This window comes from Desulfobacula sp., assembly GCF_030145145.1.
GTDB lineage: Bacteria > Desulfobacterota > Desulfobacteria > Desulfobacterales > Desulfobacteraceae > Desulfobacula.
Window position 1 is genome coordinate 70,889 of record NZ_JAQYWD010000007.1, and the last position, 23,975, is coordinate 94,863.

The window sequence follows — 23,975 nt, forward strand, 5'->3', positions numbered from 1 at the left end:
GGACATATGAATATGGTCGTCACTGACAGACGTTTTTTATTTTTCTGGTATTTTTATACCATACTGCATCTGTGGTGAGCATATCCTTCCAGCACATTAAAAGGCAATTAAAACCGCAGCAGATTCAACACCTGATGCGGTTTTTTTATTAATTATCAATTGAATGGTTGACCATAATGAATGAAAAAAAATTTGAATTCGAATTGAGCCGGTTAAGGGATGAAATAGACCGCATTGATTCAAAAATGTTAAGTTTGATTAATCAGCGACTGGAAATCGGTAAAAAGGTCGGGATCATCAAAAAGGAAACCGGCAGCCCGATCCTTGATCGAAACCGGGAACGAAACCTTATCGAAAGACTGTCTAAGATGAATCAGGGACCGGCAGACAACGCATTATTAAAATATTTTTTCACTGTCATTATTACCGCTACAAGGGAAATCCAAAAGCCCAGAACCATCTCCTTTCTGGGTCCTGAAGCCAGCTTTACACACATCGCAGCATTGGCCCATTTTAAACATTCCGGTAAATTTGTTGAACAGCCAAATTTATATGAAATTTTCAGGGAAGTTGAAAAAGATCAAAGTCATTTCGGGGTGGTTCCTGTTGAAAATTCAATTGAAGGTGCCGTGAACCACACACTGGATCTGTTCGCCGACTTTGATCTGAATATTTGTGCAGAGCACTATGAACCGGTTTCCCATGATTCTCGGAATATAACAAGATTTCTTGTTATTGGCAAAGATGTGCCCCAGCCGTCTGGAAAGGATAAGACATCCATCCTGTTTGCCACGTCACATGAACCGGGTGCCTTGTTTAAAGCACTTGAACCCATTGACAGGGCAGGCCTGAATATGTTGAAGCTGGAATCCAGGCCCACACGGCATCAAAACTGGAGTTATTATTTTTTCCTTGATATTGAAGGGCATTATCAGGATCAGCAGGTTTCTGATACCATTGATGACATTAAGGCACATTCCCTGTCGTTAAAAATACTGGGGTCCTATCCTGTATTTATCAAAGAGGCCATGCCGTATGATTGATTCCCGAACACACGTCTACGGTGTCTTCGGAAACCCGGTCAGACATTCCCAAAGTCCGTTGATTCACAATGCCTGTTTCCAACAGCATCATGTGAATGCCGTTTATCTGGCCTTTGAAATCAAAGAGATTTCAAAGGCTGTTGCCGCAATGAGGACCCTGGATATCAAAGGGGCGTCCATCACCATACCGTTTAAAGAAGGCATCATGGAGTGTCTCGACGAAATTGATCCGGATGCAATGGATATCGGTGCGGTAAACACGGTTGTGAACAAGGATGGAACGCTTATTGGATATAATACAGATTATACAGCGGCAATCGCTCCGCTAACACCCTTTGGTATCAAGAATAAAACAGTGTGTGTCATGGGTGCCGGAGGGGCAGCCCAGGCGGTTGCGTACGGCATCCACAAGGCAGGGGGGGCGCTTGTGATTATCAACAGGGACAAAGACAGGGGCAGGCGCCTGGCAGTTAAGTACCGTGCTGATTTTATATCCATGGAGAAAATCAATAAAATGAATGCCCTCCCGGCGGATATTCTCATCAACACCACATCCATTGGTATGCGTCCGGATGTTAACCGTTCACCCGTTCCTTCAAATCTTCTGACGTCTCAAATGATCGTGATGGATATTGTTTATACGCCCTTGAAAACAAAGTTATTGTCCCAGGCAGAGGAAAAAGGGGCTAGCACCATTGATGGTCTGTCCATGTTCGTTCATCAGGGGGCGGCCCAATTTAACCTGTGGACCGGCATATCACCGGATATACAACAAATGCGGAACGTCATCATAAAGGGAGTGTAATGAAGTGAAACAGATTGAACCCAAACAGATAAAAGACCAGGCGGTTGTGATTCCAGGCTCCAAAAGCATTTCCCATCGCATGATGATTTGTGCATCCCTTTCCAAAGGAACCTCCCAAATTGAAAATGTGCTTCAAAGTGATGATATTTTGCTGACCCGTGATGCATTGAAGCAGATGGGGGCCATCATTGAACCGATTAAACGGCACCATTACAGGGTTAAAGGGTTTGGTGGAACACCTCACCCCTGCCACAAAGATATCTATTTGGGCAATTCAGGCACGTCCATGCGACTGCTGGCCGGCATAGCTGCCCTGGGCAACACCGGTTATACCCTCACCGGTGATCCGCGCATGTGTGAACGTCCAATGGTAGAACTGCTTGATGCGTTAACGCTTTTGGGAATTCAGGCAACCTCGGAAAATCCAAATGGTACCCCTCCGGTTTATATCCGGGGAAACAATAGGGAAGGGGGGAACGTCCGCATTGATTGTTCCAAAAGCAGCCAGTACCTGTCCTCCCTTTTGATGATGGGGGCAGTGATGAAAAACGGGCTTGATATTCACCTTGACGGCCCGCCCGTGTCATCTCCCTATATTGATTTGACCCTTGATATTATGAAAAAATTCAAGGTTGATGCTCATCGGGCAGATACCACCCATTACACGGTTCCAGGACAGCAGTCCTATGTTCCAGGCAATTTTTTTGTGGAGCCTGATCTTTCCAATGCCGGTTATTTCTGGGCCATTGGCGCGATTACGGGGAAGATGATAACGGTTGAAAATATCAGCAAAAATTCTCTGCAAGGGGATTTGAAGCAGATCAAAATCCTGGAACAGATGGGGTGTACCGTAAAGATAAAAGACCAGAAGATCGGCGTCTGCGGTTCCCAACTGAACAGTATTGATGTGGATATGTCTGATACGCCGGATGCAGTCCCTGCCATTGCCGTTGTTGCAAGCTTTGCCAAAGGGAAAACCAGAATCGTTAACATTAAACATTTACGGGAAAAAGAGTGTGACAGGATTGATGCGGTCTGTTCACAGTTGATGAAGATGGGTATCCGGGTAAGCCAGGGCGAGGATTATCTTGAGATCACCGGCGGCAATCCAACGGGTGCGAGAATAGAAACATTTAATGATCACAGGATTGCCATGGCATTTTCCATTCCAGGCCTGCTGGTGAATGGCATGGAAATCGAGAATGAAACCTGTGTTGAAAAATCTTTTCCAGAGTACTGGAAAATTTTTGAAGCGTTGTAGAGATGAAACTGTTTTTGATTGGCTATAGATGCACCGGAAAGACAACCATTGGCAAGCTGCTTGCCGATCGGCTGAATATTGCATTTCTGGATACGGATCAAATGATTGAACAACAGACCGGATCAAGCATTTCTCAAATTGTTAAAACCCATGGCTGGGAAAAATTTCGACACATTGAGAAGACGGTCCTGTTTACGACACAACACCTGACGAATACGGTTATTGCCACAGGCGGTGGTATGATTATCGATCCGGAAAACCGGAAATTTATCGAAACAAACGGCATTTCCATCTGGCTTGATGCCGATATCAAGACCATTCTGCACCGGTTGGAGATGGATCATCATACCCCGGAATCCCGTCCATCACTTACCTCTCACAACCTTTTGAAAGAAACCAGTGACGTGTTAAACTTTAGAAAACCATTATATGAAAAGACAGCCCAGATAAAGATTGACACCGGGTTTTATTCCCCCCGGGAAATCGTTAATATCATTGACAGGAGGTTATCTTAATGTCAGGCAGTAGTTTTGGTAAAGCATTCAATATTACCACCTTTGGAGAATCACACGGCCCGGCCATCGGCGTTGTGATCCAGGGATGTCCTCCGGGCCTGAAAATTGATGAGAACCGGATACAAATGGCCCTTGATAAAAGAAAGCCGGGGCAGGGGGTTTCCAGCACAAAAAGAAAAGAACCGGACCATCCGATTATCTTATCCGGTATGTTTAAGGGCCAGACCACTGGAACGCCCATTATGATTTTGATTGAAAACAAAGATGCAAAATCAAAATCCTATGATCAGATCGCCGCCCTGTTCCGACCGGGGCATGGAGATTACACGTACCAGGCAAAATATGGTATCCGGGACTTTCGGGGCGGCGGCAGAGCTTCTGCAAGGGAAACCGCTGCAAGGGTTGCAGCCGGTGCCGTTGCACAAGCGGTACTGGATCAGCAGGGGATTCAAATAGACAATTACACCCTTGAACTTGGCGGTATTCGGGCCCAGCGGATCGAGAACATGTCTGACAAGTATACGAATGCATTGCTTTGTCCTGACATGGAAGCTGCCCATGAGATGGAACAAAAAATTTTATCCGTAAAAAAACAGGGGGATTCTCTGGGCGGTGTGGTTGAGATCATTGCCTCCAATGTTCCTGCAGGGTTAGGAGACCCTGTTTTTGACAAACTGGATGCGGATATTGCCAAGGCATTGATGAGTATCGGTGCTGTTAAGGCAGTGGAAATCGGGGCGGGGATTCGTGCCGCTCAAATGACAGGCAGTGAGAACAATGATCCGATCTTACCGGATGGATTCCGGACAAATCATTCCGGGGGGATTCTGGCAGGGATTTCAAACGGAGAGGATATCATTGCCCGGGTTCATGTCAAACCAATACCGTCGATACTGAAACCTCAAAAGACCGTTGATGAAAATGGTCATCCCGCTGAAATTTCAACGGAAGGTCGTCATGACATCTGTGCCATCCCAAGAATTAACATGGTCTGTGAGGCCATGATGGCAATTGTCCTCACAGACCATCTGTTACGTCAAAAAACATTAGGCTGACAGATTTATTTTTTTATAATATCCAATTCAAGCTTATCTGAAATTTCAATGGCGGTGGTCAATGCATCATTGATCATAAACAATTGAATCTTCAAGGTTTTTAATGAAGCGGGGGTTGCAGAGATCGTTTCCGGGCTGGAGAGAAGGGTTGCAAGGGCCTTGGATCTTTTTGCAAATTCCGTCAATCGTTCACTGAAATTTACAATTTCACCCGCCCATGTATCTCGTTCTTCCTTGGAAATCTCAATATTTGCATTACCGGTTCCATTGATAAGATGGTCAATCTGATAGTCTTCAGGGTTTGCAATTATTTCATACATTTGATTCTCCTTATAAAACACATCATAACAAGCTTGGGACCGCCAATTTTATAAGCTGATCTGCTCACCTTATTTCATTGGCGGTCCGTAACGCCACTGTGCTAAGAATATTTTAACCAATGGGTTAAGTCAAGCTCTGCAGGCACAAACATTGTGGATTCACCGCAAGTATAAGGGGGTTTAGCAGTTTGTCGGGATCAAATATCCATTTCACTCTGAGGGGTTAAGGGGTGCCGGGAAAAGGGCTATTTTTTTATTTTAATTGAATGAACCCTCACCATCTATACCGGGTTTGAAAGGAAAGCAATTAAATCTCCCTTAGTGTACAGAATTTTAAGCACAGACAGATAGTAGATATATTTAGCATCTAAAATTCTTCTTTGAGCTGAGACGAGAAGTGTATTTGCATCCATTATATCAATACTGTCCGCCATCCCGTATTTAAACTGCATTTGAACGGCATTGTAGTTTTCCTGAGAAAACTTCAGCTCATCCTGTAAGTTTAACAAGGCACTTTTTGCAGCTTTGTAATCCAGAAAAGAAATTTTTGAATCCAGGATAATGGTTTTTTCCTGGAGGGCCAATGCATTTTCTGCCTTTCGCTGGTTTGCAATCGCCTGACGGATTTCGGCTTTTCTTAACCCACCATCATATAGGGTGAAGACAAGCTCACCGGTAAAATAAAGATCTTCGGTATCATATTCTGTTTTGCCCAGGGCAATATCATACGAGACATCTGTCTCTTTGTATCCTGCTTCCAGGGACAGGACCGGCCAATAATCGCTTTTTTTAAATTGAATGGTTTTTTGGGCTATCTCAAGGTTTTTTTTTGCTTCTTTTATTTCCATTCTATTTGTTAAGGCATAACTTTGAATATCTTCAAGGGTGGTGTTATAATTTTCAATTCCGCCGATATCTTCTCGTTGAAGAGTATAATCATCCTCAATCTCCACAAGATTGTGCAAGGCGGCCTTGGTTTGCAGCACCCGGTTTTCTGCCCTGACCTGTTCGGTCAATGATTTGGATAATTCTGCTTCAGCTCGGTACAAATCCGTCTTGGTAACATTTCCCACATTTAATTTTTCATTTACAGCGTCCCTGTGGGTGGTCAGCCGCTTCACATCTGATGCAGCAATTTCAAGGAATCGTTGGGCACTTAAAATATTGTAATAGGTCTGGGCCACCTGCAGCAAGTATTGGGAACGGATGCTTTCCAGGGAAAATGTTTTGCCCTCAATGGTTTTTTTTGTGACATCCAGGGCAATCAATTCTTTGCCATTGAGGGTAAAAGACTGTTTCAACTTAACCCCCATTGTCATTGTATCGGGGGTTGTTATATCTTCATCTTTGTGTTCCATAATATTACCAAAACCGATGGCCCGGGGGATTAAAACAGATAATGCCCTGGCCTTGTCCTGCTGGGCGATATAGACATCATCCCGGGCAATTTTAATGGTCTCACTGTGCATATTGGCCAGTTGGGCCAATTCATAGAGCGAATATGTCTTTTGACAATGGGCCGGCATCTGGCTGAGAACGATCATAAAAAAAATAACAAATAATTGAACTGGCATTTTATTCATCTGGAAACCTCATCTGTTTTGAAAATTAATCCCACAATATTATCATTTTGCAATCCACGTCAAGTTTACAAACCACTAAAGCTAGCGTATTGCAAAATACGGCAGGTTAGTAGATGGTTATACCTGTAAAATCTTTTTGTTGCAACAATGGATAAATATCTTATTTTATGTTATTAAACACCCAAAATTATCTAACTAACTCAACTTTCGGAATTGGTTATTTTTACATGGGGTCAGGCTTTTTTTATGACACTTTTTAAGCGTCTGGGCAACACTGATCCTGTTCATTAAAGCTAAAGTCCGAAAGTTGAGTAACCAAATGGTATAAAATAAGGAGATTGTGATGGCATCCATTCCAGAGACTCAATTTGAAGGTCTTTCACTGGTCCGGCAGGGTAAGGTCAGGGATATATTTGACACGGGAGAAGCCCTGTTGATGCTTACAACTGACAGGCTTTCAGCGTTTGATGTGGTGTTACCGGATATGATCCCGGACAAGGGAAAAGTATTGAATCAGATCTCTGTATTCTGGTTTGAAAAAATGAAAAGCATTGTGCCGAATCATATGATCACGACTGATGTAGATGAATATCCGGATGAATTTAAAGCGTATTCCAAGGCTTTGGATAAACGCAGCATGCTGGTAAAAAAAGCAGAACCGCTTCCCGTTGAATGTATTATAAGAGGCTATATCACCGGTTCCGGTTGGAGTTCCTATCAAAAAGAGGGGCAGGTGTGCGGCATTAAATTGCCCCAGGGCCTGAAAGAATCGGATAAGCTGGACCAACCGCTTTATACGCCTTCCACCAAAGCCGAAGTTGGAGATCATGATATCAATATCAGTTTTGATGAAACCATAAAACTGGTGGGCAATGACATTGCTTGCAAACTCAGGGAATTAAGCCTTGAACTATACACGAAAGGCGCTGAATATGCCCTCTCAAAAGGCATTATCATTGCCGATACAAAATTTGAATTTGGACTGTTAGACGGAAAGATTATCCTTATTGATGAAATCCTGACGCCGGACTCATCCCGGTTCTGGCCATTGAGCGAATATGAGCCTGGAAAAAGCCAGAACAGTTTTGATAAGCAATATGTCAGGGACTGGCTCACTAACTCCGGATGGGATAAAACACCGCCTGGCCCCAGGCTTCCCCAGGAAATTATTGACAGGACCGCAACAACCTACAAAGAAATATACACCCGTTTGACCGGTGAAAATGTTTAATTCGCCTTGTGAAATACTATTGTCTGATATTGATTTAACCGATGACCGATATCAAATGTCGTTTGAAGAAACCAGCGTGGCCTTTCTTGCACGTTCAATTAAAGAAACAGGCCTGATGTGTCCTCCCCTTGTCAGGCCCACAAACAATAAATGTATTATTATTTCAGGGTTTAACCGGATCAGAGCCCAGCTTTATAATAATGAAACCAAAATAATTGTCAATCAAACACCCCCCGATACCAGTGATTATCGCTGCCTGTTGCACGCCATAACGGCACTTGCGTTTCAAAGACCATTAACCCATGCCGAACTCATACGATGTACCGGACGGCTGTCTTTTTTTCTGGAAAAAGAACAGATCGTACAAAAATCACCGGCCATCTTTAATACGGAACTGAATGCCCGATTTGTAGAAGATCTAATCACCATTGGGGCTTTGCCGGATCCTGCGTTGGCGCTGATTCACCTGGGTAATCTAACGTTAAATACGGCCAAAAAAATTTCTGTATGTGAGACAGGCATGATTAATATTTTTTTAAAAATTTTTTCACAGATCAAAGCCTCCAGCAGCAAACAGCTTGAAATTATACAGTATATTATGGAAATTGTTGCCAGAGATGCCATTGACCCCACAAACTTCTTTAACGCCAAAGAGATCCAGGCGCTTTTGTTTGATGAAAACACAGCCCCGGGAATAAAAACCACCCTGCTTCGCACCTATCTTTTTGAGCGGCGGTTCCCCACCATTTTCAAGACACATCAACGGGTTCAGGAAAAAATAAGCGCCCTGAAGCTGGGGGGCAACATTAAGTTTTTGCCACCGGAAAATTTCGAAGGTCAATACTATGGCATCTCCTTTAAGGCCAAACGATATGATGAGTTTGCCGCCACTGTCCAGACCCTTCATACCGCTTTGTCAAACCCGGCTCTCAAAGACATCTTTCATCCATGAAAATAGACACGCTCTTTATTGATAAGGACCTCCCCTTGACTTTTGAAATCGATTACCTGATTTCAAAACTGAAAACCGTTCCGCAATGGATTGATGATCCAAGCAGTGTTTACAATTTTATCACTGCTGCAGATGATCCCATATCAAAAGCGAAAAAAACGCTTTATATTACCCGGAACAAAGGGGCTGTCATCCGGGAATGCCCGGGAACCAGTTATTATACCTGTTGTGATTATACGATTCTGCATGCCGGCACCTTCTGCACCATGGATTGCTCGTATTGCATTCTTCAGGCCTATTTCCATCCGCCGGTCCTGCAATACTTTGCCGGACTTGAAACCCTGGGGCATACCCTTGAGAAGATGTTCAGCAAAAATAAGATTTTCAGGATCGGAACGGGTGAATATACAGATTCACTGATCTGGGAAAAAGTAAGCCTTTTGCCTGAATTCCTGGTTAACACATTTGCCCGGCAAAACAATTGTCTGTTGGAGCTTAAAACCAAAACCGTCAATATTGAATCGTTGCTGTCCCTTGATCACAATGGCAAAACAGTTATTGCCTGGTCATTGAACACCCCGGATGTTATCCGGTCGGAGGAGAAGGGCACAGCATCTCTTACGGCCCGCCTTGAGGCCGCCCGGATAGCAGAATCAAACGGTTACAGGCTTGCGTTTCATTTTGATCCGCTGGTGATTTATCCGGACTGCGCGCGTCATTATAAAACAGTCATCCAACAGATTTTTGAATATGTCCGTCCTGAAAGTATTGTATGGATCAGCATCGGTACATTCCGGTTCATGCCCAAACTAAAGCAGATCATTGAAAAACGATTCAACCGGTCCACCATTTGTTATGGGGAATTTATCCTTGGCCTGGATAATAAAATGAGATATTTTAAACCCTTGAGAATAGCCCTCTACAAGGAAATTATTTCATGCATAAAAGAATATGCACCGGATCTGATGGTATATTTTTGTATGGAAGACCAGGAAGTCTGGGAAAAATGCATGGGATTTTTCCCCAAAAAAGAGGGAGAACTTGGACGTCTGTTGGATAAAAGTGCGGTAACTCATTGTCATTTGAATTCCAGGCTTCTATAACCACCAACAGGTATTTTAAAAAAATCATGATCTGACCTAACCATTCAGCAGAAAAAAACCGGACAGGTTAAGATATGGTTGTCTCGCCTGTCCGGTTTTGATGGCTTACACTAAACGCTATTTATTTGTTTTCTTCTTTTTCAGCATTTACCCGGTCAATGACCTTTTGTGCCATATCCCCCGGCACAACATCATATTGTTCAAATGCCATGGTAAATGTCCCTCTGCCACCGGTCATTGAGCTTAAATCCGGTGCATAACGAAGCATTTCAGCCATGGGAACAAGGGCGTTGATGATTTGCTTATCGCCGTCGGAATCCATGCCCAGAACCCGACCGCGCCTGGAATTAAGATCCCCCATAATATCACCGGTATTATCTTCCGGCGCCTTTACAGAGACTTTCATGATCGGTTCAAGCAGGGTTGCTTTTGCCTCCACAGCCGCATTTTTAAAGGCAAGGGATCCTGCCATTTTAAAGGCCATCTCAGATGAATCCACAGAATGATAGGACCCAAAATCAACGGTAACCCTGAAATCCACACACGGGAAACCTGCCAGAATACCCGTTTGGGAGGCTTCCCTTACCCCTGCTTCAACCGCAGGGATATAATTTTTGGGGATAACACCACCGACAATTTTATCTACAAATTCAAATCCCGATCCACTGGGGAGGGGCTCAAGAACAATCCAGCAGTCACCATACTGACCATGTCCACCCGATTGTTTTTTGTGTTTCCCCTGAACCCGGATTTTTTTCTTAAAGGTTTCACGATAGGCCACTTTTGGTGTTTCAATGTCCATGCCCACGTTAAATTTTCTTAGAATTTTTTCAGCGGTTACCTCAATATGAACAAGACCCCTTCCGGACAGAATGGTCTGTTTGGTTTCTTTATTCCTATCCAGCAAAAGTCCGGTATCTTCTTCAAGAATTTTTCTGATGGCTTCGTGGATTTTGTCTTCATCACTTTTCGCTTTGGGTGAGATGGCAAAAGAGATAACCGGGGGCATCGGCTTGGGGGCTGGGATCTGAATTTCTTTTCCACCGGTCAAGGTGTCACCGGTCAGGGTTTCTTTTAATTTGGCCACGGCAACGATGGAGCCCGGAAGGGCACTGGTAATGGTTTTTTGTTCCTTGCCGGCAATCTCAAGCAATTGTGAAAATCTCTCTTTTGTATCTTTTGTCGTATTAACGATATTCCCTTCTTTTCCAAGGGTGCCTGAAATCACTCTGAACAGGGAAAGTCTTCCGGCATAGGGATCAACAATGGTGTTGAAAACAAATCCGCAGAATTCTGCATTCGGATCAGGCGATACAATAACCTCTTCTCCTTTGTCATCAATGGCTATCCAGTCTCCTCTGTCAAGGGGTGACGGCATATAATCATTGATAAAATCGGATATGGTTTCAACACCGATCATTTTTGTGGCGGAACAACAAATAGCCGGATAAAACTGAGCATCGATAATCCCCTGTCTGAAGGTTGCTTTGAGTTCGTCCTCTGAAATTTTTTCACCTTCCAGATATTTTTCAAGTAGGTCATCATTGAGTTCCGCTATATTCTCAATAAATTCTTCTTTTGCCATTTCAATATCATCTGACATGTCAGAAGGAATATCAATCTTGCCGGGTTTTCCATCCGCATCATACGCATAGGCCTGGCCTGAAATTATATTTACAAACCCTTTAAAATCATTTTCCGCACCGATGGGGTAGCAAATGGGGAAGATCTTTTTTTTCAGTGCTGTTTTGCAGGCCTCGATACTGGTTGTATAATCCGCTCTTTCACGGTCTAGCTTATTGACGATAACAAAACCGGGTAAATGATATTCCAGGGCACTGGCGGCAGCTTCTTCGGTCATGGCGGAAGGGCCGCCAACACCGTCAATCACAAATGCCATGCAATCTGCGACAGGAAAGCATGTTTTCGCAGCAGAGAAAAAATTCTGATCACCAGGGGTATCCATCAACGTAATCGTATGTTTATTATGCGTATACTTGATAAATGATGTATTAATACTCTGCTGTTTCCTTGTTTCTTCAGGCTGAAAGTCCATGACGGTATTGCCTTCTTCAACCTTTCCAAGACGATTGGTAACTCCGGCTTTAAATAACATAGCCTCAGCAAGACTTGTCTTGCCTGCACCTCCATGGCCCGCCAGAGCAACATTTCTCATGCTTTTAATGTCTTCGCTCATTACTGCTCCTCATAAACAATTAATAAAAAGTTATATTTAAATAATAAAATTTAAATAAAATTAATAGTGTTATTTTAAATTTTCTTTAAAAGTTAAGGATATAATATACTCTTTATTTCCCTTTGGACCTGAAATAGGGGAGGGGACCACCTGGTTTATTTGATACCCTTTGTCGGTAAAAAAACCTTTTAGGTCTTTTATCACGTGTTCCCTGATTTCAGGATCCTTTATAACACCACCCTTGCCAACATTTTTTTTCCCTGCTTCAAACTGCGGTTTAATCAATGCTAAAATCTGTGTGCCGTCTCTCATAAATTTTTCCGCAGCGGGGATAACCACCTTGAGTGAGATAAATGACGTATCCGCCACAATGACATCCATTTTTTCATTGATCACTTCATAGGGCATATGTCGGATATTGGTTCTTTCAATCACCACCACTCTTTTATCTTGTCTCAAAGACCAGTCAAACTGACCATATCCCACATCCACAGCATATACTTTGCCGGCCCCGAATTGAAGCAGACAATCGGTGAACCCACCGGTGGAAGCACCAATATCAAGGCAGGTGAATCCTTTTACGGATATAGGAATGCTCTTTAGGGCCTTTTCAAGTTTCAGTCCCCCCCGACTGACAAACGGATTATCATCCTGCTTTACAATGACGATTGCATCCTGGGCAATCAACGCACCGGGTTTATCCGAGGGCATGTCATTTACAAATACTTTGCCTGCCATGATTAAGGCTTTTGCCCGGTGCCGGGATTTAACCAACCCCTTTTCAACGATCAGGCAATCAAGCCTGGTTTTATTCTTTATGCCTCGATTAAAATTGATGGCCATGTAATTCCATTGCGGTGGATACAATCGTTGAATGGTCGATGCCATAATCTTTTCTTAAAATATCCTGGGGACCATGTTCAACAAATTTATTTTTAATACCAATCCGTTTGAGGGAAAATCCTGTCACACCCTCATCCGTTAACATTTCCAAAACAGCAGATCCGAATCCACCATCCAGGACATGTTCTTCCACTGTGATAATTTTTTTTATTTTCATTGCATATTCTACCATCAGAACCGCATCAAGGGGCTTGACAAATCTTGCATTGATAATTGTTGCATGAATCCCTGATTCTTTCAGTTGCTTGTCAGCTTTGAGGGCTTCGCATACGGATTTTCCGATGGCAATGATCAACAGATCATCCCCTTCACAGATCACTTGGCCTTTCCCCATTTCCAGCGGTTTTGGATTGTCCTCAATTTCAACGCCTTCTCCTGTTCCCCGGGGGTATCGAATGGCCACAGGACCGGTATGCTGGATGGCGGTAACCAGCATTCTCGCCAGTTCATTTTCATCTTTTGGTGACATAATGGTCATGTTTGGCATGCAGCGAAGATATGCATAATCAAAAAGGCCATGATGTGTGGGGCCGTCTTCGCCAACAATGCCGCCCCGGTCAATGGCAAATACAACGGGATGGGCATCAATACAGACATCGTGCAGGATCTGATCAAAGGCTCTTTGTAAAAATGTTGAATAAATGGCCACAACCGGTTTTAATCCCCTGGAAGCAAGCCCTGCTGAAAATGTTACGGCATGCTGTTCTGCAATCCCCACATCAAAAAACCGGTCCGGGTACAGGTTTGAAAATTCGATCAATCCGGTTCCCTCGGGCATGGCAGCTGTCACGGCAACAATTTTCTCATTCGCCCGGGCTAGTGTAACCATATGAGAACCAAACACCTGGGTGTACGTGGGAATACCGTTGGATTTTTTTGTGCTCTTTCCGGTATCCACGGCAAACGACCCCACGCCATGGAAATATACCGGATTTTTCTCAGCCGGTTCATATCCCTTGCCTTTGACCGTTGTAACATGCAGAAGAATAGGATCTGCAGGGTTTTTAATATTGTTTAGAATATCGATGAGATGATCCAGGTTATGTCCGTCAATGGGACCGAAATAATCAAAATTAAAGGCTTCAAACAACATCCCCGGTGTCATAAATGTTTTAAACGACTCTTCAGATCGTTTGGCAATATTATACATGTCAGCACCAATTTTTGGTAAAGACTTTAAAAAGGCACCGAACTGATTTCTCATGGTCTGGAGATATCTGGCTGAAAAAGTACGGCTTAATAAAGAAGACAAGGCACCCACATTAGGGGAAATGGACATATCATTATCGTTCAAAATAACAATAAGGTTGCGTTTTTTCAACTCTCCGGTCTGGTTCAATCCTTCATAGGCCAACCCTGCGGTCAGAGAGCCGTCTCCGATGACCGAAATAACATCAGAATCGTCCTTGTTTAAATGTTTGCCATAACAGATCCCAAGTCCTGCAGAAATTGAGGTTGAGGAATGCCCCACCGTGAATCCGTCATAGGGGCTCTCTTTTATTTTTGAAAATCCCGAGATGCCTTTATACCGGCGAAGGGTATCAAAGTGGTCATTCCTTCCGGTAAGCAGCTTGTGGGCATAGGATTGATGTCCGACATCCCATATTAATGTATCCTCCGGCAAATTAAAAACATAATGAATTGCCAGCGTCAACTCCACAGCCCCAAGGCTTGAGGCCAGATGCCCGCCGTTTTTTGAAACCACATCAATGATCCGTTTGCGAATCTCTCCGGCCAGGAGTTTCAGTTCTTGTCTGGAAAGTTGTTTAATATCTTTGGACGTTTTTATTTGTTCAAGAAAACTCAAAATTTATCAACCTCAATTTCTTTTTTTTAATGGTCCCTGTTAATAATATAGGTGGCAATCGCTCTTAAAGGGGTTGCGGTTTCATCAAAGGATGATATCACATCAATGGCATTTTCAATGAGTTGTTTGGCATATTTTTTTGATGCCGCCAATCCAATGATTGCGGGAAAGGTCATTTTATCATTTATTACATCAGATCCGGCAGATTTTCCCATGATTTCCGGATTCCCTTCAATGTTTAAAATATCATCTACAACCTGAAACGCGAGACCGATTTGATCGGCATAATAAACTAATTTTACAATCGTTTCCGGATCAGCCCCGACACTGATGGCACCCGCCTCAACGCTAACAGTGATTAATTTGCCGGTTTTCAGGGCATGTATCTTCTTTAGATGGCTGAAGCGATCATTTTGTTCCAATTGATACGACTGCATATCCAGTATCTGTCCCTCAACCATGCCTTGAATTCCGGCAGCATTTGAAATTCTGGCGATCAATTGAAGTCTTGTGGTATCGTCCGGATAGATGTCAAAAAAGGGTTCTGGTTGTGATATCACATTAAATGCATGGGTCAGTAATGCATCTCCAGCCAGTATGGCAGTGGTTTCAGAAAACTGTTTATGACAGGTGGGTATGCCGCGCCTTAAATCATCATCATCCATGGCAGGCAGGTCATCATGAATCAGAGAATAGGTATGGATCATTTCAATGGCACAGCAGGCGGGCAGGGCAGGCAGGAAATCTTTTCCACAGGCCTGGGCCGCAGCCATTGACAAAATAGGCCGCAGCCGTTTTCCTTTGGCCATAAGGGAATGGCCCATGGCCATAATCAATTCCCGCTGTTGATCATACGGCTGAAGAATCCGTTCTAAATACTGTTGGATCAGTGATTGCTTTTCATCCAGGTATTGCCGCAGGTTAAACGCCACATTATTCATCTTCAAATGGCTCTTCTTTCAAATTACCCTCCCGGTCCTTGGTCAACAGGGATATTTTTTTTTCTGTCTTGTCTAAAAGATCAAGGCAATATTTTGACTGTTTCATCCCTGATTCATATTTTTTAACGGCATCTTCCAGGGAAAGGTCCCCGGATTCCATTTGTCTTACAATTTCTTCAAGCTCTTTTAACGCAGCCTCAAATGATTTTTTTTTCGTCATTTGTCTTTTCCACCCTTGTAATCAGTCGTCCTTTAGAAAGAATAATTTCTATTTGATCATTTTTTTTTACATGGCCCGAATGGGTAATAACGCGTTTGTCAGACACAAACCTTGAGATACTGTATCCTCTGCTTAAAACAGCTGCCGGGTTCAGCGCCTGAAGTTGAGAACTCAATTCCCGGTGATTTGTTTTTATCTGTTGAAATTTATGTTGAAAATGATGGGTCAAAGCGGTGGAGAGTGTTTTAACCTGTCGCTTGTAATCTGCAACCCTGTTCGCCGGCTGTTGGGAAAGAAGGCTTTCAGATAACCAGTGAAGTTTCCCTTTTTTATAGTGTAAAGAACGCCGCATCATGTTGATTAATCGGGATTCATAGTCTTCAAGCCTGAATCTAAAATCATAAACAATTGTTTCAGGGTTTTTTAATCTGGAAATCAAATGAAAAATCATCTGGTGGTCGGCACGAAGTTTTTTATTGATCGCAGTATTTAGCGTTGCCTGCAATTTAGAAACCGCTTGAACCAGGTTTTTTTTATCAGGCAGGGCAAGCTCAGCAGCTGCAGAAGGGGTTGGCGCTCTGAGATCCGCAACAAAATCAGCAATGGTAAAATCAGTCTCATGGCCAATACCTGTAATAACAGGTATGTCAGAACGAAAAATGGCGGTTGCCACCATCTCGGAATTAAATGCAGCCAGATCTTCCAAGGATCCGCCACCCCGGGCAAGCAGGATTACATCTGAGCGTTTAAGTTGATTGACACGGTTGATGGCCTCACAGATGTCATTCTCCGATCCATCTCCCTGGACGTTTACCGGAAAGATGTCAAGACGGCAGTTTGAAAACCGTCTTTTGGCAACTATGATAATATCTCGGACAGCCGCCCCGGTTCCGGAAGTAATCACACTGATGGCAGACGGTAAAAAAGGGATCTGTCGTTTATGTTTATCGTCAAAAAATCCTTTTTCAGATAATTTTCTTTTCAGCTGTTCAAAGGCAACCTGCATGGAACCGGCACCTTCGGGTTCCAAATGCTCAAAAATGAGTTGATAAGACCCCCGGGGTTCATAAAGGGTAAGTCTTGCCAAGCCATTAATTTTCATACCGTTTTCAGGTTTGAACCTTAAATTGCGTTTTTGATTCTTGAACATCACGGCATTGATGATGGCCTGCTGGTCTTTTAAAGAAAAATAAGAATGACCTGAAGCGGGCACGGCATAATTGGAAATTTCACCGGTGACCCATACAAAGGGATAGGTGTTTTCTAAAAGGGATTTGATTTCCCTTGTTAATTTAGAAACAGTATAAATTTGTCCGGTTTTTTTTTCTGCCATAATCATTATATAACCAAGTAGAATGCAAAGTTTATATATATAAAACAAAGCCGCTTTTTTCACAATAAAATTATTTTTTAACCCTGTGAGCAGACTTTTTAACAGGACTGAAACATTGGGGTAAAATCGACCCAGTTCTTTAAGGTCTGATAATATATATTATGTTAACTTTTTTATCGATGACTGCCTGGAGCCCTTATTCAACACTTAACTAAATTGTAATCTTGAAATCCTGCCCTTTCGTGTTATATTAAGGTTCAAATGCTAACGTTATTAACTTTTTTGGAGGAACAAAATGGATTCAACATCAGCTTTTTCACAAAATACCGTACTTGTAAAAACAAATTCATTTATTAGAAGCGTATATAACTGGATGGCCATTGCTTTGGCCCTTACAGGGTTTACCGCATATTATGTCTCTCACAACGAGACCATGCGTGAGCTGGTATACGGAACTCCCGGTTTGATCATGATACTGATTTTTGCAGAGCTGGGATTTGTCTTTTTCCTGAGTGCAAGGATTCAAAAAATACAAGCAACCACAGCAACGGCATTGTTTACAATCTACTCGATCTTGAATGGTGTGACAATGTCCTACATTTTTCTGCGCTATACAGCCACGTCCATTGTCTCTACATTCTTGATCTGTTCGGTTACCTTTCTTGCCTGCAGTGTGTATGGAATGGTCACCAAAAAAGATTTGACCTCCCTGGGCGGTTTCATGTTCATGGGGCTCATTGGTATTGTCATTGCCTCGGTTGTCAATATTTTCCTGCAGAGCTCAGCCATGCAGATGATGATATCGTATATCGGGGTGGTTGTATTCATCGGCCTGACAGCCTATGACACCCAGAAATTAAAAACCATGTCAGCCACGATTCCCAACAATGCATCCGGTGCAATGATCCGAAAAGGTGCTTTAATGGGGGCGCTTTCCTTATATCTTGATTTTATCAACATGTTTATTATGATGCTTCACATTTTTGGCGGTAGCAGGGATTAAGTTTCGGTAAGACTGTATTTCAGTAAATAAAAAGAGACGGGCAGTTGATTGACATTGACTGCCCGTTTTTATTTGGTGCCTGACCGGAAACGCTTTTTTTGGGCGGCTCATAGAGGAGCTATGCTCAAACAAAAACTATTTATATGTTTTTTTTGATGCTGTTACAAATATCAAGACAATATTTTTCTGTCAATTCCGGGTCCGGACCCTCCACCATCACCCGGAGCAACGGTTGTGTTCCCGAGTAGCGAATGAGCACCCTGCCCTTATCCCCCAGATCAGTTTCAACCGCTTGAATTGTATCTGCAATTGGTTTTATTTTAGTAAAATCCGGGCGGGAGGCATCCACGTTGACATTCATCAGGACCTGGGGATAAACCGTCATAACCGATGCCAGGCTGGATAACGTCTGATGTGTGCCCAGCATCACCTCAATCAGTTTTAACGCCGAAAGCATGCCGTCTCCTGTGGTATGGTGATCCAGAAAAATCGTGTGTCCGGAGTCTTCTCCACCCATGACAGCCCCGGATTTTTTCATTTCCTCCAGGACCCTTCGGTCTCCCACATCTGATTTGATGTGATGTATCCCCATGCTGTCCAGGGCTTTGGTTAAGCCGATATTGCTCATGATTGTACTTACAACTACCTCCTTTTTCAGTCCCCCGGTCTCTTTTGCAAATTTTGCACAGACAGCAAGAATACAGTCCCCTGTTATCTCCCTGCCGGCGTCATCAACGGCAATCAAGCGGTCGGCATCTCCGTCAAAGGCAAGGCCCAGGTCTGCTTTTTCCTGAACCACAAGCCGCTGTAATTTTTGCGTGTGCTGTGAGCCGCAGTCATCGTTGATATTTTTTCCGTCAGGGGAATCATATATGAATCGAGTGTCAAACCAGGTGTCTTTAAAAACCAGGTGTCCGATTTTTGACGCAGCCCCGTTGGAACAGTCAATGATAATTTTCAATCGTTTGTTAAGTTTCCCAAAAGGAAACCCGTCCAGCAAAAAGTCAGCATATAATTTCAAACTATCTGAAATTGTAGATATTTTTCCAACATTCCCCCGTGGAACAATATGAGAATCGAGGATATCTGTTTCAATTCTATCTTCCTGTTCATCGTCAAGTTTTACCCCGCCCCGGTTGAAAATTTTGATGCCATTATCCTGATAGGGATTATGAGACGCGGATATGACAATGCCGGCACCTGCCGTGTCAATGGCAGTACACAAATAGGCCACCCCTGGTGTGGGGATTATCCCGGCCAGCAGGACATCACTGCCGGTGGATGCAACCCCTGCTGCAAGGGCGGATTCCAGCATATCACCGGAAATCCGGGTGTCTTTTCCAATAATAACGGTGCCATACCCGCTCTGTTTGGCATAGGTTCCAATGGCCTGCCCTGTTTTTAAGGCCATTTCACAGGTTATGGGGTACGTGTTTGCTACACCCCTGATGCCATCTGTTCCAAAAAGTCTTCCCATGTATCGTTTCCTATCCGATTAATAATTTTTCAACCATTCCCTGTTCAATATCAAACAACCATTGACGGCCTTTTTTGATTTCATCCGATGCCAGGCTTTGAATCACCTGTATATATATTTTTTCTGTTCTGGATATTTTTTTTTCAACTGCCTGAACAAAGTCTTCACCCGTTTTAGGTAATGTTTCATTGTCACATTCAGTTTTAAAAATTGGGGCGGCGCGGTTAACGCTTTCCATGGCTTGATCATGCAACATAATTAATTTTGAATGTTTGTCCTTTGTTTGTGACACAAGGATGTCTTTTGACAGGCGTAATTTTTCACAAAAAAGGGCTAACCGATGAATTCTTTCTTTGATACACGTGTCCAGGCTGTCCTGCATGCCTTTGATCAATGCCCGGGAAAACTCATCATAAACAAACAGCGGCCGGATGTGTTTATACCAGGATTTTAATGCCACAAGACCTGCAATGTAATAGATATTGTTATTATAAATATGGGATACGTTTTTATAAACAGCGTATTGCCGTGGAAGTGAAATTTCTTTAAACGCACCGCCAAGTAACATACGATCCTGTTTTAATTCATTTTTCCGTATGATGGATCCCGCCGCCGTGATACAGCCATATCCGATCCTGACCGGTCCTACAAGCCCGCCCTGCCCGCCCAGAAAAATCGGTTTACACGTCAGCATTACCCCATCATGAACCGTCCCCATCATGGATGCCGTGGCTTTGTCCTGATTGGGCGTATAATTGAAATGAACAAAAGAAGAGCCCACTTCCGAGTGATCCTTACGGCTTGTTCCGCCTGCCATCAAACAGTCGCAAAAATTAATCAGACTGCCCAGCGTCACAAATGGAAATAAAATGGTTTGCTTGAGACCCACTGTATGAGCTGCATTGGCTTGTTCTTCCAGTATGGTGCCCTCTCTTACGTGGGCACCGGAACCAAATGAATTGTCACCGGCAAACACACTTTCTTTAAAAAAACCGCCCTTTAAGGTTGTATTTTCACCCACCAGTGTATTCTCTATTGTTACCGGCGCTTCATATCCGATGTGGGAATTTTTCATGATCAGGGATTTTTTTCCAACGATCTTGCAACCGCTGTAAAGCGTAACATTTTCACCTGAGATCCTGTTGGGATTGACATCTGATGATATGTAGACGGATTCAGGATTGGGGATGGTTACCCCTTTTTTTATGAGGACCTTAACAATATTATTTTCCATGACCGTATAAATAATTGTCAATGGGTTGAATTGTCAAGGTATTTTCTCAATCAAGCCTTGACCCGGCTCAACGGGTTCCGTAAGATAATTAAAGACTTCTGGTATTTCATTCTTTCAATGGGAGCATAAAATGGGTCAGACACTATTTGAACACTGCAACGCCTTTAAAAATTTAAGCCGTCTTTCCAAAAGCGTTACCGATAAAAACTGTCATTTAAGACATTTAATTCAGGAAAAGGACAGATTGAAAAATTTTTCCTTAAAAATGGAGGGGTTTTTTTATGATTTTTCCAAGCAGCGGATAGATGATCGTGTACTGGCAGAATTATTGAATCTTGCCGGAGAAACCAAAGCCAAAGAGACCTTTTCCCGGATGACAGCCGGTGACATCGTCAATGTAACGGAAAAGAGAGCGGCCCTTCATACAGCGGCAAGAGATTTTACCCATGATGCGATCTGGTTGAATGATGTGGAGGTCATTTCTGAAATGAACCATGTAAACCTTCAGATCAAGGCGTTCTCTGAAAAAATCCATCACCGGCAAATCACCGGCACCACGGGAAAACCGTTTACAGATGCCGTTGTGATTGGCATCGGCGGGTCTTACCTGGGGTGCGAATTTGTTTATACCGCATGCAAGCAGTGTGTTGAGCCGCAAATGGACCTTCATTTTTTACCCAACGTGGACATTGATAATTTTGGACAGGTCATCAAAACCATTGATCCTGAAACCTGTCTTTGGATCGTCATTTCAAAGTCCTATACCACAACGGAAACCATGGCCAATCTGAACCAGGTATTGTTGTTTTTAAAGACCCATCACCTTGATCCTGCCCACCATCTTGTAACGGTGACCGCCAAGGGCAGTCCGGGGGACAATCCATCGAATCCGGTCCTGGGGTCTTTTCATATGTTTGATTTCATTGGTGGCAGGTATTCTGTGACCTCGGCAGTGGGTGGGCTTCCGCTAAGCCTTGCCTTTGGATTTGATGTCTTTAACCGATTTTTAACCGGCTGTCACGCTATGGATTCCCATGCCTTGAATGCCCCGGAGGAAAAGAATATCCCTTTGATAAGCGCATTGATCAGTATATGGAACAGTAATTTTTTACGATATCCTGCCCAGGCAATTATTCCCTATTGCAGCGCGTTGTCCAGACTTACCCCCCATGTACAGCAGCTGTATATGGAAAGTCTTGGCAAAGGGGTCACGTCTGACGGTAAACTGACGGATTACCAAACCGGGGTCATTATTTTTGGTGAGCCCGGGACCAATGCACAACATTCCTTTTTCCAGCTTGCCCACCAGGGCAGTCCGTTTCCCATCGAATTTATCGGCGTTGTAAAGCCGGCCTACAATAAAGACCAGGCCAAATCAAAAGGGGTTTACAATCACCAGGAGTTATGGGCCAATATGATTGCCCAGGCCCAGGCCCTGGCAATGGGAAAGGCGGATGATAATACGGCAAAACATTTTACAGGCAACAGGCCCTCTTCCACCATTGTCATCAATACATTGACACCGGAGAGTGTTGGCATGCTCCTGGCCTTTTATGAAGCAAGAACCGTATATGAAGGGTTCATATTGGGGATAAATCCGTTTGATCAGTTTGGTGTTGAACTGGGCAAACATCTTGCTTCTGATATCAGGGAGCAAATCAAACGAAAAAATACAGATGCGGCCTATGCGTTTAACGCCCTTGATCCGGCAGCAGCATTTTATCTTGATACCTTATTTAAAGGCGCGTTATAAAAACTTATAAATCACACTGCCCCAGGTAAGTCCGGCACCCAGACCCGTAAAAAGGACGACATCTCCGGAGGCGCCGATACGGTTCTGTTCCATTGCTTCATGAAGTGCCATGGGAATGCTTGCGGCAGTGGTATTTCCATATTTTTGAATATTATGGAACACCTTATTGTCATCCAGTTTTAAAAATTGCCCAAGGGCTTGATTGATTCTTATATTCGCCTGATGGGGAATAATTAAATCGATTTCATCCAGACTGATGTGGGCTTTTTCAAGGGATTCGTTGATGACCTTGGGCAGCATCCTTAAGGCTTTTTTAAAGATAAGCGGTCCATCCATGACAGGATAGTATCTGGCATCATCGGTTGGCACACCTTCCGGCACTCGCAATGGCAGTCTTGAGGCAGGCAGTTCCGTCATCAATGCCTCGGCCAAATTGCCATCCGCGTGCAGCGCAGATGACAGCACACCTGCCTGTTCATCGGTTTCAACCCCTTCAATACAGACCGCTCCGGCGCCGTCACCAAATATCACCGTAATATCCCGTCCCCGGGTTGTTTTATCAAGGCCTGAAGAATGAACCTCTCCCCCCACCAGAAGAATTTTATTGGCAAGGCCCGATTTAATATAAGCGTCTGCCGTGGCAAGACCATAAAGAAACCCTGTACACTGCTGCCGGATATCCAGTGCCGGCGTAGAATCAAGACCTAGCTTTGCCTGAAGCAGGCAACCGGAACCCGGAAACATAATATCCGGGCTGAGGGTCGCAAAAATGATAAAATCAATATCCTGGGCGGTCCAATCGGCAGCTTTCAAGGCTATTTTAGACGCTTCAAATCCTAAATCAGACGCACCGGTTGCCCCATCCTGATCAATCCAGTATCGTTGTTCAATCCCTGTTCTTTGTTGTATCCATTCGTCAGAGGTGTCAATTATTTTCTCCAGGTCATGGTTGGTAATGATATTGGGGGGAACAAACATCCCTGTACTTTTGATGATGCTTTTTTTCATAGCGTCTTCCTTATGCAAATCCAAAATGATCCGATGGCTAAATTGTCTTAAATGCTCTATTATGCAGGCGGTTATAATATTATTTTATGGTTTTGGCAAGAACCATGAAATGCCGGGCAACATTTTTATCTCATGAAACCTTTGCTGGATATTGAACCGGATATATCGCAACTTTTTAATTTTTTCCTTGCAAGGTCAAACAGATCTATTATATGGAGTACGTATTACAAA

21 protein-coding genes are annotated in these 23,975 nt (G+C 43.5%); 10 read left to right on the forward strand and 11 right to left on the reverse strand.

The features are described from left to right. Window positions 1-176: 176 nt before the first annotated feature. Genes Q1Q15_RS05315 through aroC form a run of 5 tightly spaced genes read left to right on the forward strand, consistent with a single transcriptional unit; the run spans window position 177 to window position 4,679 of the window. Window positions 177-1,043 (forward strand): chorismate mutase, encoded by an 867-nt coding sequence (locus tag Q1Q15_RS05315; protein ID WP_300457420.1) that lies wholly within the window; start codon window positions 177-179, stop codon window positions 1,041-1,043. Next, window positions 1,036-1,848 (forward strand): shikimate dehydrogenase, encoded by an 813-nt coding sequence (locus Q1Q15_RS05320; protein WP_300457422.1) that lies wholly within the window; start codon window positions 1,036-1,038, stop codon window positions 1,846-1,848. The genes Q1Q15_RS05315 and Q1Q15_RS05320 overlap by 8 nt, the downstream gene beginning before the upstream one ends. A 4-nt stretch (window positions 1,849-1,852) precedes the next feature. Further along, entirely contained in the window at window positions 1,853-3,109 is a 1,257-nt protein-coding gene (gene aroA / locus Q1Q15_RS05325; RefSeq protein ID WP_300457423.1) for a 3-phosphoshikimate 1-carboxyvinyltransferase, read from the forward strand. Window positions 3,110-3,111: 2 nt separating this feature from the next. Further along, on the forward strand, window positions 3,112-3,624 hold the full coding sequence (gene aroL, locus Q1Q15_RS05330) for a shikimate kinase AroL (protein WP_300457425.1): 513 nt from the start codon (window positions 3,112-3,114) through the stop codon (window positions 3,622-3,624). Then, window positions 3,624-4,679 carry a chorismate synthase gene (aroC, locus tag Q1Q15_RS05335; RefSeq protein WP_300457427.1) on the forward strand — a complete coding sequence of 352 codons (1,056 nt, stop codon included), beginning with the start codon at window positions 3,624-3,626 and terminating at the stop codon, window positions 4,677-4,679. Before aroL ends, aroC begins: the two co-directional genes overlap by 1 nt. Window positions 4,680-4,684: 5 nt before the next feature. On the opposite strand, the gene Q1Q15_RS05340 is transcribed toward aroC, so the two are convergent. Further along, a complete protein-coding gene (locus tag Q1Q15_RS05340; protein ID WP_300457429.1) occupies window positions 4,685-4,999 on the reverse strand; it encodes a hypothetical protein in 315 nt (104 codons plus the stop codon). A gap of 281 nt (window positions 5,000-5,280) precedes the next feature. Next, complete coding sequence (locus tag Q1Q15_RS05345; protein WP_300457431.1) at window positions 5,281-6,582, reverse strand: TolC family protein; 1,302 nt, start codon at window positions 6,580-6,582, stop codon at window positions 5,281-5,283. 343 nt (window positions 6,583-6,925) lie between these two features. Between Q1Q15_RS05345 and Q1Q15_RS05350 the strand changes: the two genes are divergently transcribed. From Q1Q15_RS05350 to Q1Q15_RS05360, 3 genes are read left to right on the forward strand one after another with little or no spacing between them, the layout of a single operon-like run. After that, window positions 6,926-7,813, forward strand: a complete 888-nt coding sequence (locus tag Q1Q15_RS05350; protein WP_300457433.1) for a phosphoribosylaminoimidazolesuccinocarboxamide synthase — start codon at window positions 6,926-6,928, stop codon at window positions 7,811-7,813. 19 nt (window positions 7,814-7,832) lie between these two features. Then, window positions 7,833-8,765 (forward strand): ParB N-terminal domain-containing protein, encoded by a 933-nt coding sequence (locus Q1Q15_RS05355; protein WP_300457435.1) that lies wholly within the window; start codon window positions 7,833-7,835, stop codon window positions 8,763-8,765. Beyond that, the gene (locus Q1Q15_RS05360; protein ID WP_300457437.1) at window positions 8,762-9,868 is read left to right on the forward strand and encodes a spore photoproduct lyase family protein; all 1,107 of its coding nucleotides are present in this window, start codon (window positions 8,762-8,764) and stop codon (window positions 9,866-9,868) included. Before Q1Q15_RS05355 ends, Q1Q15_RS05360 begins: the two co-directional genes overlap by 4 nt. A 121-nt stretch (window positions 9,869-9,989) precedes the next feature. On the opposite strand, the gene fusA is transcribed toward Q1Q15_RS05360, so the two are convergent. The 6 genes from fusA to xseA all read right to left on the reverse strand — a co-directional run bounded on the left by fusA (window position 9,990) and on the right by xseA (window position 17,269). Then, window positions 9,990-12,065 (reverse strand): elongation factor G, encoded by a 2,076-nt coding sequence (fusA, locus tag Q1Q15_RS05365; RefSeq protein ID WP_300457439.1) that lies wholly within the window; start codon window positions 12,063-12,065, stop codon window positions 9,990-9,992. A 69-nt stretch (window positions 12,066-12,134) separates the two neighbouring features. Continuing rightward, the gene (locus tag Q1Q15_RS05370; protein ID WP_300457564.1) at window positions 12,135-12,908 is read right to left on the reverse strand and encodes a TlyA family RNA methyltransferase; all 774 of its coding nucleotides are present in this window, start codon (window positions 12,906-12,908) and stop codon (window positions 12,135-12,137) included. Then, window positions 12,892-14,775 (reverse strand): 1-deoxy-D-xylulose-5-phosphate synthase, encoded by a 1,884-nt coding sequence (gene dxs, locus Q1Q15_RS05375; RefSeq protein ID WP_300457441.1) that lies wholly within the window; start codon window positions 14,773-14,775, stop codon window positions 12,892-12,894. Before dxs ends, Q1Q15_RS05370 begins: the two co-directional genes overlap by 17 nt. A 26-nt stretch (window positions 14,776-14,801) precedes the next feature. Then, window positions 14,802-15,716 (reverse strand): farnesyl diphosphate synthase, encoded by a 915-nt coding sequence (locus tag Q1Q15_RS05380; protein WP_300457565.1) that lies wholly within the window; start codon window positions 15,714-15,716, stop codon window positions 14,802-14,804. Next, the gene (gene xseB / locus Q1Q15_RS05385; protein WP_300457443.1) at window positions 15,709-15,936 is read right to left on the reverse strand and encodes an exodeoxyribonuclease VII small subunit; all 228 of its coding nucleotides are present in this window, start codon (window positions 15,934-15,936) and stop codon (window positions 15,709-15,711) included. Before xseB ends, Q1Q15_RS05380 begins: the two co-directional genes overlap by 8 nt. Beyond that, entirely contained in the window at window positions 15,914-17,269 is a 1,356-nt protein-coding gene (gene xseA, locus Q1Q15_RS05390; protein WP_300457445.1) for an exodeoxyribonuclease VII large subunit, read from the reverse strand. The genes xseB and xseA overlap by 23 nt, the downstream gene beginning before the upstream one ends. 295 nt (window positions 17,270-17,564) lie before the next feature. Here xseA and Q1Q15_RS05395 point away from each other — a divergent pair, with 295 nt between their 5' ends. Next, the gene (locus tag Q1Q15_RS05395; protein ID WP_300457447.1) at window positions 17,565-18,272 is read left to right on the forward strand and encodes a Bax inhibitor-1/YccA family protein; all 708 of its coding nucleotides are present in this window, start codon (window positions 17,565-17,567) and stop codon (window positions 18,270-18,272) included. 139 nt (window positions 18,273-18,411) lie between these two features. Here Q1Q15_RS05395 and glmM read toward each other — a convergent pair whose 3' ends face one another. After that, entirely contained in the window at window positions 18,412-19,749 is a 1,338-nt protein-coding gene (gene glmM, locus Q1Q15_RS05400) for a phosphoglucosamine mutase (protein ID WP_300457449.1), read from the reverse strand. A gap of 10 nt (window positions 19,750-19,759) precedes the next feature. Continuing rightward, complete coding sequence (locus tag Q1Q15_RS05405) at window positions 19,760-21,004, reverse strand: protein GlmU (protein WP_300457451.1); 1,245 nt, start codon at window positions 21,002-21,004, stop codon at window positions 19,760-19,762. Between the two features lie 109 nt (window positions 21,005-21,113). On the opposite strand from Q1Q15_RS05405, the gene pgi reads away from it, so the two are divergent. Beyond that, window positions 21,114-22,736, forward strand: a complete 1,623-nt coding sequence (pgi, locus tag Q1Q15_RS05410; protein ID WP_300457453.1) for a glucose-6-phosphate isomerase — start codon at window positions 21,114-21,116, stop codon at window positions 22,734-22,736. On the opposite strand, the gene Q1Q15_RS05415 is transcribed toward pgi, so the two are convergent. After that, window positions 22,731-23,744 carry a beta-ketoacyl-ACP synthase III gene (locus tag Q1Q15_RS05415; protein WP_300457455.1) on the reverse strand — a complete coding sequence of 338 codons (1,014 nt, stop codon included), beginning with the start codon at window positions 23,742-23,744 and terminating at the stop codon, window positions 22,731-22,733. The two genes, pgi and Q1Q15_RS05415, sit on opposite strands and share 6 nt — an antisense overlap. Window positions 23,745-23,975 lie beyond the last annotated feature (231 nt).